The 12,568-nt window shown below is 68.9% G+C and carries 12 protein-coding genes, 1 tRNA gene and 1 other RNA gene; 8 read left to right on the top strand and 6 right to left on the bottom strand.

The annotated features are described in order from the left end of the window. Window positions 1-69 precede the first annotated feature (69 nt). Window positions 70-1,560 (top strand): potassium/proton antiporter, encoded by a 1,491-nt coding sequence (locus V6M46_RS02720; RefSeq protein ID WP_332662227.1) that lies wholly within the window; start codon window positions 70-72, stop codon window positions 1,558-1,560. An 18-nt stretch (window positions 1,561-1,578) separates the two neighbouring features. Here V6M46_RS02720 and V6M46_RS02715 read toward each other — a convergent pair whose 3' ends face one another. Together V6M46_RS02715 and V6M46_RS02710 are read right to left on the bottom strand one after the other, a co-directional pair. After that, window positions 1,579-2,094: a LytR C-terminal domain-containing protein gene (locus V6M46_RS02715; RefSeq protein ID WP_332662226.1), complete on the bottom strand. Its 516-nt coding sequence runs from the start codon at window positions 2,092-2,094 to the stop codon at window positions 1,579-1,581. Then, a complete protein-coding gene (locus V6M46_RS02710; RefSeq protein WP_332662225.1) occupies window positions 2,091-2,393 on the bottom strand; it encodes a type II toxin-antitoxin system VapB family antitoxin in 303 nt (100 codons plus the stop codon). Before V6M46_RS02710 ends, V6M46_RS02715 begins: the two co-directional genes overlap by 4 nt. Window positions 2,394-2,441: 48 nt before the next feature. On the opposite strand from V6M46_RS02710, the gene V6M46_RS02705 reads away from it, so the two are divergent. From V6M46_RS02705 to V6M46_RS02695, 3 genes are all read left to right on the top strand, one after another. Beyond that, window positions 2,442-4,190 (top strand): helicase HerA-like domain-containing protein, encoded by a 1,749-nt coding sequence (locus V6M46_RS02705; RefSeq protein WP_332662224.1) that lies wholly within the window; start codon window positions 2,442-2,444, stop codon window positions 4,188-4,190. A 139-nt stretch (window positions 4,191-4,329) separates the two neighbouring features. Beyond that, window positions 4,330-5,130: a phosphatase PAP2 family protein gene (locus tag V6M46_RS02700; RefSeq protein ID WP_332662223.1), complete on the top strand. Its 801-nt coding sequence runs from the start codon at window positions 4,330-4,332 to the stop codon at window positions 5,128-5,130. Window positions 5,131-5,142: 12 nt separating this feature from the next. Further along, window positions 5,143-5,901: a 2-phosphosulfolactate phosphatase gene (locus V6M46_RS02695; protein ID WP_332662222.1), complete on the top strand. Its 759-nt coding sequence runs from the start codon at window positions 5,143-5,145 to the stop codon at window positions 5,899-5,901. 21 nt (window positions 5,902-5,922) lie between these two features. Here the strand turns inward: V6M46_RS02695 and V6M46_RS02690 are convergent, their stop codons facing one another. Both V6M46_RS02690 and V6M46_RS02685 read right to left on the bottom strand, forming a co-directional pair. Next, on the bottom strand, window positions 5,923-7,170 hold the full coding sequence (locus V6M46_RS02690; protein ID WP_332662221.1) for an RNA polymerase sigma factor: 1,248 nt from the start codon (window positions 7,168-7,170) through the stop codon (window positions 5,923-5,925). Continuing rightward, window positions 7,167-7,520 carry a YciI family protein gene (locus V6M46_RS02685; protein ID WP_332662220.1) on the bottom strand — a complete coding sequence of 118 codons (354 nt, stop codon included), beginning with the start codon at window positions 7,518-7,520 and terminating at the stop codon, window positions 7,167-7,169. The genes V6M46_RS02690 and V6M46_RS02685 overlap by 4 nt, the downstream gene beginning before the upstream one ends. Window positions 7,521-7,706: 186 nt before the next feature. Between V6M46_RS02685 and V6M46_RS02680 the strand changes: the two genes are divergently transcribed. Then, on the top strand, window positions 7,707-8,411 hold the full coding sequence (locus V6M46_RS02680) for a GntR family transcriptional regulator (protein ID WP_332662219.1): 705 nt from the start codon (window positions 7,707-7,709) through the stop codon (window positions 8,409-8,411). Window positions 8,412-8,461: 50 nt separating this feature from the next. Continuing rightward, window positions 8,462-9,481: a 1-aminocyclopropane-1-carboxylate deaminase gene (locus V6M46_RS02675; protein WP_332662218.1), complete on the top strand. Its 1,020-nt coding sequence runs from the start codon at window positions 8,462-8,464 to the stop codon at window positions 9,479-9,481. A gap of 173 nt (window positions 9,482-9,654) precedes the next feature. Here the strand turns inward: V6M46_RS02675 and V6M46_RS02670 are convergent. Beyond that, window positions 9,655-9,739: transfer RNA gene (locus tag V6M46_RS02670), tRNA-Ser, on the bottom strand. A 148-nt stretch (window positions 9,740-9,887) separates the two neighbouring features. On the opposite strand from V6M46_RS02670, the gene ffs reads away from it, so the two are divergent. Next, window positions 9,888-9,984, top strand: an RNA gene (gene ffs, locus V6M46_RS02665) — signal recognition particle sRNA small type. Window positions 9,985-10,055: 71 nt separating this feature from the next. On the opposite strand, the gene V6M46_RS02660 is transcribed toward ffs, so the two are convergent. After that, window positions 10,056-11,477, bottom strand: coding sequence for an MFS transporter (locus V6M46_RS02660; RefSeq protein ID WP_332662217.1), 1,422 nt, complete (start codon window positions 11,475-11,477; stop codon window positions 10,056-10,058). A gap of 65 nt (window positions 11,478-11,542) precedes the next feature. Between V6M46_RS02660 and V6M46_RS02655 the strand changes: the two genes are divergently transcribed. After that, on the top strand, window positions 11,543-12,208 hold the full coding sequence (locus V6M46_RS02655) for a TetR/AcrR family transcriptional regulator (protein WP_332662216.1): 666 nt from the start codon (window positions 11,543-11,545) through the stop codon (window positions 12,206-12,208). Window positions 12,209-12,568: the final 360 nt, after the last annotated feature.

The following is a 12,568-nucleotide window of genomic DNA, read 5'->3' as shown; positions in this document are numbered from 1 at the left end:
AAGGACGGTCATGGGCACGCTCGCCGACCGATAGAATCAGGGTCCGTCGACACCATGGGAGGAGCCGACATGGATGCCGACCAGCTCGACCAGATCCTGCTGATCGGCTCCGGTGTCCTGGTGCTGGCGGTCCTCGCGGTCCGCGTCTCGGTGACGGCCGGCCTCCCGTCGCTCCTCGTCTACCTGTTCCTCGGCCTGCTGCTCGGCAGCTCCGGGCTCGGCATCGAGTTCGCCGACGCGGATCTCGCCCACGCACTCGGGTTCGGCGGGCTCGTGCTGATCCTGGCCGAGGGCGGCCTGACGACCAAGTGGGAGCACGTCAGGCCCAATCTCGGCTACGGGCTGCTGCTGGCAACCCTCGGCTCGATCATCAGCGTCACGGTCGTCGCCACCGGCGGTCACTACCTGCTCGACCTCGACTGGGAGCTCGCGATCCTGCTGGCCGCCGTCCTGACGCCGACCGACGCGGCAGCGGTCTTCTCGGTGTTGCGCACGGTTCCGCTGCGGCACTCCGTCACCGGCTCGCTCGAGGCCGAGTCGGGCCTCAACGACGCCCCCATCGTCGTGCTGGTCGTGGCGATCAGCGCCGGAGATGCGCTGGAGCACGGGCTGTGGGCGCTGATCGGGTTGATCGTGTTCGAGCTGATCGCCGGCGGCGCGATCGGCTTTGCCATCGGGTGGCTCGGTGCGAACGGCCTGCGCCGGGTCGCCCTGCCGGCGTCCGGCCTCTATCCCCTCGTGGTCTTCGCGTTCGCCGTCCTGGCGTACGGCTCGGCGGCCTACGCCCATGCGAGCGGGTTCGCCGCGGTCTACGTCGCCGCGCTCGTGCTCGGAAACACCGAGCTGCCCCACCGTGTCGCCACGCGATCGTTCGTCGAGGGCATCGGCTGGCTCGCCCAGATCGGCCTGTTCATCATGCTGGGCCTGCTCGCGAGTCCCGACGAGCTGCGCTGGTGGCATGTGTGGCACGGCCTCGCCGCCGGTGCGATCCTCACGTTCGTCGCCCGGCCACTGTCGGTCGTGGCCTGCGCGGTGTGGTTCAAGCGGGGGGTTCGCGAGCAGCTGTTCGTCGGGTGGGCGGGGCTGCGCGGAGCGGTGCCCATCGTGCTCGCCACGATCCCGCTGGCCGCCGACGTGCCCGGCTCACGCGACCTGTTCAACGTCGTGTTCGTCGCGGTCGTCGTCTACACCCTGGTGCAGGCCGCCCCGCTCGCCCGGCTGGCGGCGTGGTGCGATGTCCTGAGCGACGAGGCGCGCGACGTCGAGGTCGAGGCGGCGCCGCTCGAGCGAGTGTCCGCCGACCTGCTCCAGATCCACGTGCCCAAGGGTTCCCGGCTCGCCGGCGTCGAGATCGGCGAGCTGCGGCTGCCGACGGGCGCCTCGGTCTCGATGGTCGTCAGGAACGGTGCGACGTTCGTGCCGCACCGCGCAGAGCGGATCGCGATACACGACGACCTCCTGATCGTGGCCGACCGGGCCGTACGCGAGCAGGCCGAGGACCGGCTGCGCGCAGTCGCCCGTCACGGTCGGCTGGCCGGCTGGGGCACCAACGGTGGGTGAACCGGCCCGGCGAGTCCGCTACGGCAGGGGAACCGTGGGCACGCAGGCCGTGATGTCGCGGTCGGTCATGATCTGGGTCGGCGCCTTGGACTTCAGCCCGGCGTAGTCGTCCCCGACGATCACGATGACGCCGCGCTCGACCGTGATGTCCGGCTTGCGGAAGGCGACCTTGTCCTTGAACTGGCCGGCCACGAGGCGTACGCGGGGGTCATCGGGGTCCTCCGTCAGGATCACGACGCGACGAGGCTTGAACGTGCTCTCGTTGTTGCCGATCGTGCCGCCCAGGAAGCCGTTGGCCTGCAGGTTGATCGTGACGCGGTTGGCCAGGCCCGAGCGGTTGGACGCGTTGAAGACGTTGACGGTGACGAGGTTGCTGTCGAGCTTCTCGCCCTTCTTGACCGTCTGGTTGCTGCATGTGGGCGCCGGGTCACCGGTGTCGGCGCTCGAGGTCAGCAGCCGGAACCCGATGATCCCGCCGAAGCCGAAGATCGCAGCGGCGACGAGGAGCGTCAAGGCCTGGTAGGCCCTGTTCATGCGTTCTTGTCGATCGAGTAGACGCGGGCGTGCAGCATGTTGCGCTGCTGGAGGGCAGCCCGCAGGGCGCGGTGCAGGCCATCCTCGAGGAACAGCTCGCCGCGCCAGCTCACGACGTGCGCGAACAGGTCGCCGAAGTAGGTCGAGTCGTCATCCAGCAGGTGCTCGAGGTCGAGCTGGGTCTTGGTGGTCGTCAGGTCGTCGAGGCGTACCTGGGACGGCGAGATCTCGGCCCACGCGCTCTGGGTCAGCCCGTGGTCCGGATAGGGGCGCCCGTCGCCCACCCTCCTGAAGATCACCCGGTCAGTGTAGACAGGCGACCGAATGGCCGGCGGTAGCGTATGGCCATGACGACCAGCGATGACGCCCAGGCAGCTGCCGAGGAGGCCGCCAAGGCGGCCGAGAAGGCCCGGGCAGATGCGGAGGCGGCCCAGAAGAGGGCCGACGAGCTCGCCGCGGCAGCGCGCGACGCCGAGTCGGATGCGGCTGAGGCGAGCCGGCCGAAAGCCGACAAACCGGCCGCCGGCAGCGAGATCGTCGAGATCGTCAAGGCCGGGTATGCCTTCGAGGGCACGCCGATCGAGATGGGCGCGCTGGTCGACGGCGACCCGGTGCCCGAGGCGCAGGTACGCATACCGCTCGCGATGCTCAACCGTCACGGACTGGTCGCGGGCGCGACCGGCACCGGCAAGACCAAGACCCTGCAGGTCCTCGCCGAGCAGATCGCCGCCAACGGTGTGCCGGTGTTCGCCGCCGACATCAAGGGTGACCTCTCCGGCATCGCGACCCCTGGCGCGTCCAGCGACAAGCTGCTGGAGAGGACCAGGAGCATCGGCCAGGACTGGCAGTCCGTGGCGACCCCGACGGAGTACTTCGCGCTCGGCGGCATCGGCATGGGTCTGCCGGTGCGCGCCACGATCGACGGGTTCGGCCCGACGTTGCTGTCGAAGGTCCTGGGCCTCAACGCGACGCAGGAGTCGTCGCTGGGCCTGGTCTTCCACTACGCCCGCAACGCCGCGCTCCCGATGATCGACCTGAAGGACCTGCGTGACGTGCTCACCCACCTGACGAGCGACGAGGGCAAGGGTGAGCTCAAGGCACTGGGCGGGCTGTCGGCCGCCACGGTGGGGGTGATCCTGCGCGAGCTGATCGCGTTCGCCGACGAAGGCGCCGACCAGTTCTTCGGCCAGCCGGAGATCGTCGTCGCCGACTTCCTGCGTACGGCGCCGGACGGCCGCGGCATCGTGTCACTCCTCGAGGTGCCCGGGGTCCAGGACAAGCCGGCGCTGTTCTCGACGTTCCTGATGTACCTCCTCAAGCAGCTGTTCACCGAGCTGCCCGAGGTCGGGGACTCCGACAAGCCCAAGCTCGTGTTCTTCTTCGACGAGGCGCATCTGCTGTTCGCGGATGCGTCGGACGACTTCCTCGAGTCGATCACCCAGACGGTCCGGCTGATCCGCTCCAAGGGGGTCGGCATCTTCTTCGTCACGCAGACCCCCAAGGACGTCCCCAGCGACGTCCTGGCCCAGCTGGGGTCGCGGGTCCAGCACCAGCTGCGCGCCCATACGCCCGATGCGGCCAAGGCGCTCAAGGCGACGGTGTCGACCTACCCCAACACGACGTACGACCTCGAGGAGGTGCTGACGTCGCTCGGCATCGGTGAGGCGATCGTGACCGTGATGAGCGACAAGGGCGCGCCGACCCCGGTGGCCTGGACGCGGCTCCGCGCTCCTCAGGGTTCCATGGACCCGACGCCGGCCGACCAGATCCAGGCGGCTGTCGCGGCGTCGCCACTGCTCGCCAAGTACGGCACTCCGGTCAACCCGCAGTCGGCCACCGAGATCCTCGGCGCCAAGGTCGGTCCGGCCCCGACCGCGGCCGGCGGCGACGTCGGTGCGACCGCGGAAGAGACCAGCAAGCAGTGGGAGCAGAAGGAGGCCGAGCGCGTCCAGAAGGAGGCCGACAAGCTCGTCAAGAGCAAGGCGAGGACCAGGCCGAGATCGCGGCGGATGTCGACCGTCGACCGCGCGGTGGGGGAGGCGAGCCGCACGCTGGCCCGTGAACTGATCAAGAACTTGTTCAGAAAACGTCGGTGATCGCAGGTAGTCTCAGGGAAGAAATCAGGGTTGTCTCTGGTTGCCCATGGCAACAGCAGACAGCCACAGTGGCAACAGGAAGGCGCACCTGGGCGCCTTCCGCCGGGTTCCGGCCCGGTGCATAGGCACAGGAGGCGTGATGACTCAGTCGTCACAGCAGACAAGGCGTACCGAAGTCGTGCGCAGTTCTGGTGTGCCTCTGGGTCTCAAGCGAGGCGCGATCGAGCTGACGTTCCTGGCGCTGCTCTATGTCGGCTACAGCGCCTCCCGGCTGCTCGCGTCCAACGACTTCGCGCCGGCCCGCGGCCGTGCCCTCGACATCCTGACGTTCGAGAAGTCGTGGCGCTTCGCCGCCGAGTCGTGGCTCAATGACAAGTTCGTCCAGCACGACTGGCTGGGCCTGTTCGGCAGCTACTGGTACGCCACGACGCACTACATCGCCACCGCGGTGGTCCTGGTCTGGATCTACCGCCGGAGTGTCTCCGAATACGTCACGGCCCGTCGCGCCCTGGTGTTCTCGACGATCATCGGGCTGTCGTTCTATCTCGTGATGCCGACGGCGCCCCCGCGCATGATCAGTGGCATGTACGTCGACGTGCTGAGCCTGCACTCGGCCTCGGGCTGGTGGAGCACCGACGCCTCGGCGCCCAAGGGACTCGGCGGCATCACCAACGAGCTCGCGGCGTTCCCCTCCCTGCACGCCGGCTGGGCGCTGTGGGTCGCCATCGTGCTGATCCGTGCGGGCGTGCCCAAGATCGTGCAGGCGGTGGGGCTTGCCTACTCCGTCGTCATGACGATCGTGATCATCGGCACCGGCAACCACTGGGTGCTCGACGCGGTCGTCGGCTGGCTCGTCGTCCTGGCCGCTTTCGGTGGCGTCATTGCGTGGGAGAGGCGAAGTCCGGTCGTCGCCCATGAGGACGCGACGATCCCGGTCTGACACAGTCACCCTGTGAACCCTGTCCTCCAGCAAGCCGCGCACGGAGTCAGGTTCGACTGGGGCCTGACCGGCGGCCGGGCGATCGCCGAGGGCGCGGATGTCGCCGTCGTGGTCGACGTGCTGTCGTTCTCCACGTCCCTCAGCGTCGCGGCTGACCTCGGCATCGTGGTGCTGCCCTATCCGTGGGAGGCCGAGGACGCCCCGACGTACGCCGCCCAGAACCGCGCGACGCTCGCCGTCGGGCGGAGTGTGGCGGGCCCCGGCCAAGTGAGCATCTCGCCCGCCAGCATCAGCACGGCCGGACCCATGGAACGGCTCGTGCTGCCGTCGCCCAACGGCTCGGCCATCTCGGTCGACCTCGCCTCGATCGTCACGACCGTCGTCGGTGCCTCGCTGCGCAATGCCGCGGCCGTCGCCGACTGGATCGCCCGCGAGCACGATGCCGAGACCGCGTCGATCGCCGTGGTCGCGGCCGGTGAGCGGTGGGCCGATGGATCGCTGCGTCCGGCGATCGAGGACCTGTGGGGCGCCGGCGCCGTGCTCGCCGCCCTCGAGGACCACGACTGGCCCGGGCTGTCGCCGGAGGCCGCGATGGCGGCCGACGCCTACCGGTTGATCGCCGGCCGTGAGGAGTCCCACCTGAGGGCGTCCGCCAGTGGGCGCGAGCTCGTCGAGGCGGGCTACGCCGAGGACGTCGTGGTCGCCGCGGAGGTCGGCGCGAGCAGGACCGTCCCGCTCCTCAGCGATCGCGGATTCATCGCCGCCCCCTGACGAGCAGGTTCCGCGCAGGCGTCACGCGTCCGGCCCCACGAGGTGCGCCCGCCGGCGGCTGAGGTACGCGGTCTCGGCCGGGTTCTGCGTCGCCGCGATCGCCGCGTCGTACTCGGCCCGTGCCTCCGCGCTGCGGCCGAGGCGGCGCAGCAGGTCGGCGCGGGTGGCGTGCCAGGCGTGATAGCCGCCGAGGTCGAGCGAGTCGACGATGGCCAGCGCGACATCGGGACCATCGAGCTCCGCCACCGCGACGGCCCGGTTGAGCGCGACGATCGGGGTCGGCGCGACGGCGTACAGCTGGTCGTACAGCGCGACGATCTGGGTCCAGTCGGTGTCGCGCGCGTCGTTGGCGTCGGTGTGAACCGCGTTGATGGCAGCCAGGATCTGGTACTGGCCGGGGCGGGACGACGTCGATGCGACCCGGGCGAGGCACTCGCGTACGAGCGCGTGGCCCTCGGTGATGAGGGCTCGATCCCAGCCGCTGCGGTCCTGCTCCTCCAGCGTCACCAGCTCACCGCCGGCGAACCGGGCGGTGCGGCGCGCCTCGCTCAGGAGCATGAGGGCGAGCAGGCCGGCAACCTCACCCTCGGCGGGCAGGAGCTGCCGGAGGATGCGTCCCAGCCGGATCGCCTCCGCGGTGAGCTCCACGCGTACGGGATCGTCGCCGCTGCCGGCGAGGTAGCCCTCGTTGTAGACCAGGTAGATGACCGCGAGTACGCCGCCGAGCCGGTCGGTCACGTCGTCGTGGTCGGGCACGCGATAGGGGATGTGGGCGGCCTTGATCTTGGCCTTGGCGCGGGTGATGCGCTGCGCCATCGTGGTCTCGGGCACGAGGAAGGCGCGGGCGATCTCCTCGACCGTGAGGCCGCCGAGCAGCCGCAGGGTCAGCGCCACGCGGGCCTCGGGGGCGAGGGCCGGGTGGCAGCACGTGAAGACCAGCCGGAGCCGGTCGTCCTCGACCGGTCCGGTCGGTTCGTGGGGGGTGTCGTCGGTGATCATCATGGCCGCCTGGTGCTTGGTGTCGCGCAGGGACTCGCGGCGGAGCCGGTCGATGGCGCGATTGCCCGCCGTGGTCGTCAGCCAGCCGCCCGGGTTGGGGGGTATGCCGTCGACGGGCCAGCGTTCGATCGCGGTGAGCAGGGCCTCGCCCGCCGCGTCCTCGGCGATGTCGAGATCGCCGAAGCGACGGGCGAGCGAAGCCACGACCCGGCCGTACTCCTCGCGGTAGATCCGGTCGATCTCCGCGCGCAGGTCCGCGCCCTGGGTCACTCGGGCTCGGGCTGGAACGGCCGGACCTCGACCTTGCCGCCGCAGGCCTTCGACCCCTCGGCGGCGAGCTTCAGCGCGGCGTCGAGGTCGGGTGCCTCGATGATCCAGAAGCCTCCGAGGAACTCCTTGGTCTCGAGGTATGGCCCGTCGGTGACGATCGCGTCTCCGCCCGTGCCGTCAACCGTGGTGGAGTTCTCGATGCGCTCGAGTCCTCCGCCGAAGACCCACGAGCCGTCGGCCATGAGCTTCTCGTTGAACCTCCCGGTGGCCTCGTACATCGGCTGCGCCTCTTCGAGCGGCATGTCGTAGGTCTCGGCGGTGCCGTAGACGGAAAGCATGTATTGCGTCATGTCAGTTTCCCTTCGTCGGTGGCGGCACGTCGGCTGCCTTCTACCCTCTCCACGAACGGACCAGGCCCGATACGACACCCTCTCGGAAATCCGGTGAAGTTTCCATGGGAAGCGCCCGGCCGCCTGGGTGAATCAGAGCGACCTCGCCTCTTGACTTCGGCGACATCCCGGCGTGCAATATATTGCATGCCCATACCTGAGACCCGCGAACCCGCGAGGCGAGCCCTGCTCCGCGACGACGTGTACGCGCGCCTGCGCGATGCAATCGTCGACGGGACTTTGATGCCGGGTGAGCGCGTGCGGGACCAGGACCTTGCCGCCTGGCTCGGCGTCAGTCGCACGCCGGTGCGTGAGGCGCTTCTGCAGCTCGGACAGGCCGGTCTCGTGCTCGCCGCACCCGGGCGATCGACGATGATCGCGACGCTGGATGCGCGCGACCTCCGCGGCGCACAGTCGGTCGTCGCCGCGATGCATCGGCTCGCGGTCGAACAGGCCGTCTCCCAGCTGGGTGCCGCTGATCTGGCGGCGATGCGCGAGGCCAACAAGCGCTTTGCTGCTGCCTTGCGCCGGGGCGATGCTGACGCCGCGATCGCCGCGGACGACGAGTTCCATGGCATACCGGTGAAGGCTGCGGCCAACACCGCCCTCGTGACCGTCCTCGAGCAGTTCACGCCGGCTCTGCGCCGGCTCGAACGCATGCGCTTCTCCTCACTGTCGGGCCGCGCCTCGGTGGCCCTCCACGACCGACTCGTAGACCTCTGCGAAGCCGGCGACACAGAGGCCGCAGCCGCGGTCTCGCATGAGACCTGGGAGACGCTCAGGCCTCTCATAGCGAGCCTCGAGGGGTCCACCGAGACCCCCGCCGGGCCCGCCGATGACCAGGTGCCCTGACCAGCACGGCAGGACACCTGGGCGACTACTCCAACTCCAAGGTGATCACGATGACAATCCAAGAATTCGAGCGCTTCCCGCTCACTTTCGGTCCGAGCCCCGTTCATCCGCTCGACCGCCTCAGCCAGCACCTCGGCGGTGCTCGCGTCTGGGCCAAGCGGGAGGACTGCAACAGCGGCCTCGCGTTCGGGGGCAACAAGATCCGCAAGCTCGAGTACATCGTCCCGGACGTTCTTGCCCAGGGCGCTGACACGCTGGTGTCGATCGGCGGCTTCCAGTCCAACCACACGCGCCAGGTCGCCGCCGTCGCGGCAAAGCTGGGCCTCAAGTGCCGCCTCGTCCAGGAGAAGTGGGTCGACTGGGACGACCCGGTCAACGACAAGGTCGGCAACATCCTGCTCTCGCGGATCATGGGCGCCGACGTACGCCTCGACCCGTCGGGCTTCGACATCGGCATTCGCTCGTCGTGGGAGGACGCGATCAGTGAGGTCGAGAAGGAGGGCGGCAAGCCATACGGCATCCCGGCTGGTGCGTCCGAGCATCGCCTGGGTGGCCTTGGCTTCGCCAACTGGGCGTTCGAGGTCGCCGAGCAGGAGAAGGAGCTGGGCGTCTTCTTCGACACGATCATCGTCTGCACCGTCACCGGTTCGACCCATGCAGGCATGATCGCCGGCTTCGCGGCCTTGGAGGAGAGCGCCGGAGGTCGTCCGCGGCGGGTGCTCGGCATCGACGCCTCGGCCACCCTGGAGAAGACCCGCGATCAGGTTGCCCGGATCGCCCGCAACACGGCAGAGCTCATCGACCTCGGCCGCGACCTGCGTGACGACGAGATCACGGTGCTCGAGGGTTGGGCCGGCGACCTCTACGGAGTCCCGGTCGAATCGACGATCGAGGCGATCCGCCTCAGTGGTCGTCTCGAGGCGATGATCATCGACCCCGTCTATGAGGGCAAGTCGATGGCGGGCCTCATCGACCTGGTCGGCTCGGGTGAGATCGACCGTGACTCGACCGTCCTGTACGCGCATCTCGGCGGTCAGCCGGCGCTCAACGCGTACTCGGGCGTGTTCTGAGGGGGTCTGGGGGAGGCTCTTGCGGGCGTGGGGTTGCGTGGGAATGGCCGCTGTCCTGGGGCGCGCGAGTTCGTTACCTCACGTGGCGGCGGCAAGCCTCCGCCGGGTCAGGATTCGAGGCCACCAGCAAAGGACGCGAGGGCCCGGCGTCAGCCGGGCTCCTCGCGTAGCGGCGGAGGATAGGGGATTCGAACCCCTGAGAGCTTTCACTCAACCCGCTTTCCAAGCGAGCGCACTAGGCCACTATGCGAATCCTCCGCGGACGAGGTTACCGGTCGGGTGCGGTTGCCGACGAATCGGTACACCCGAAGAATCGGGCTTTGTCCGCATACAGGCGGACAAAGCCCGATTCTCTCGTCCCGAGCGCCCGACTTGAGGGCGTACGAGGGCGCTCCGTATGATGGACGACAGCCCCTCGCGCGGCGACACATCACCCAACTCCCCCAGGGCCGGAAGGCAGCAAGGGTCAGTGAGCTCTGTCGGGTGCGCGAGGGGTCCTTCATGCCCGCCCGATCCTTGAGCCCGTCGAAAGGATCTTCGACAGGCTCAAGGATCGGAGTGCGCAGGACGGGACTCAGACGCCGACGAGCACGTCCTCGTTGACGACCGGTTCGGACTCGGCCTTCCGCAGCGCGGCCCACGCTGCGACCGCACCGGCCACGACCAGCGCGCCGGCGACGACCAGGCCGAGGCGGTAGCCACCGAGGAATGCGTCGACGGGGGCATTGCCGGCGCCGAGCAGGGAGTCCTCGCGGCTCGTCAGGATGACGCCGATGACCGTGATGCCCAGCAGCCCGGCGAGCTCGCGAGATGTGTTGAACACGCCGGAGGCGACCCCAGCCTGATCCTGGGGCATGACCCCGAGGACCGTCGCCGTCAGCGGGATCGTGAGGCCACCGCCGATGCCGATCGCGATGAAGCTCGGCATCAGGTCGAGCATGCTCGCGCCCTGGCCGAACATGGCGACCGAGGCGATCGCGGTGCCCATCAGCGCCATGCCGAACGTCACCGAGCGGTGCGCGCCGAACCGCCGGGCTATGCCCTCCGACGATGCCGCGGCGACGGCCATGAACAGCGCCATCGGCACGAACGTCACCCCGGCCCTGGTGGGGGAGAAGCCCAGGACGCCCTGCAGGTAGAGCGACGTGAAGAAGTAGATCCCGAACAGTCCGAACGCCCACAGCATGAGCGAGACGATCGCGCCTGTGAAGACGCGGTCACGGAACAGCGCCAGGTCGACCATCGGATCCGTCGTCGTGGCCTCGATGGCGACGAACGCGAGCCCGGAGACCGCCGCGACCACGAACGACAGCAGGATCGGTGCCGACGTCCAGCCGCGGGAGATGCCCTCGATCAGCGCGAAGGTCAACGCCGACAGGGCGACCGTGGATGCGGCCAGGCCCGAGAGGTCGAGCCGGCGGCTGACGGGGTCGCGCGACTCGTCGATCGCCCACATGGCGATGGCGGCGGTGACAACGCCGAGGGGCACGTTGATGAAGAAGATCCACTCCCAGGCCACGTGCTCGCTCAGGAACCCGCCCAGCAGCGGGCCGGCTGCGAGCGCGAGGGCGCCGACGGCGCCCCAGATGCCGACCGCGACGTTGCGCTCGCGCTTGTCGGTGAACGTCGCGGAGATGATCGCGAGGGTCGTCGGCGTCAGCAGCGCCGCACCGACACCCTGCACCGCGCGGCTCGCGATCAGCGTGCCGACATCGCCGGACAGCCCGGCGGCGAACGAGGCCAGCGTGAAGATGGCGAGCCCGAGCAGGAACACGCGCCGGCGACCGAACAGATCGGCGAGGCGACCGCCCACGAGCATGAGCCCGGCGAACGTGAGGATGTACGAGCTGACGATCCATTCCATGCCGGAGGTCGTCAGGTGCAGGTCCTCCTCGATGACCGGGATCGCCACGTTGATGATGTTGTTGTCGAGGTATGTCATGAACGTCGCGAGGGCGACGGCCACGAGAGCCCAGATGTTACGGCGGTCGTCCATGACCACTCCTTTACGTTGTAAATGTACGATGTAAAGGAATCATGTATGCCGTATAGTTGTCAACTGTGAAGTCCAAGAATTCGCTCAGCCCGGCCGCGGTCGTCGATCGGGCACTCGCAATCGTCGACGCCGAAGGGCTCGACGCGCTGACCGTCCGCAAGGTCGCTGATGCGTTCGGCGTCACGCCGATGGCGCTCTACTGGCACTTCGCCAACAAGGAGGCGTTGCTGGCCGCCGTGGGAGACGCCGTCGTCTCACAGATCCGGGTGCCCGACGAGGACCTCCCGCTGGAGGACTACCTCCGTGATGCGATGACCTCGCTCGTCGATTCGATGCGGGCGCACCCCAGCGCCGCGCCTCTGGTCGCGCAGCAGATCATGCAGGCCGAGACCGGGCGAGACCTCACCGAGCGCTTCCTCGACAAGCTGGCGCTGGCCGGCTTCGACATCGACCGGTCGGCGTCGATGGCGCACTATGCGATGCAGATCGCGATGACGCTGGTCAGTCGCGAGCCGGGAGCCGAGCTCGCGGTGAAGCCCGAGGACCGGCAGGCGGTGCTCGACCACAAGCGAGCGACGCTCGCATCGTTGCCCGAGGACCGTTATCCGCGCCTACGCGCAGCAGCGGACGCGATGATCGAGTGCGACAACTCCGACGAGTACTACGCCGATGGCATCGCGATCTTCGTCGCCGGCGTCATGGCCGACGCAAGGGCGCTCGCCCAGGCCTGAGCGGTGAGTTAGCGTCCACGACCCTCGTTGAGCGGTGAGTTGGCGTCCACTCCGGCACGCGAACTGGACGCCAAGTCACCGCCGCGGGTTCGAGGTGGACGCCAAGTCACCGCCGCGGGTTCGAGGTGGACGCCAAGTCACCGCCGCGGGTTCGAGGTGGACGCCAAGTCACCGCCGCAACCTCAGGGCAGGGGATCGACGACGGTGTGGTCCTCGAGGGTCGACACCAGCTTGTTCAGGTGGTGCCGGCCGTCGCCGAGGGCGTGGTCGATCGCGGTGAGCCGGCTCATGTAGTGGCCGACGCTGTACTCCGCGGTCATGCCGATGCCGCCGTGCAGCTGGATCGCCTCCTGGCCGATG

The organism is Aeromicrobium sp., from assembly GCF_036676885.1.
In the GTDB taxonomy this organism is placed as follows: Bacteria; Actinomycetota; Actinomycetes; order Propionibacteriales; family Nocardioidaceae; genus Aeromicrobium.
The sequence above is the reverse complement of the archived record's forward strand: the minus strand, read 5'-3'. Positions and strand labels throughout refer to the sequence as shown.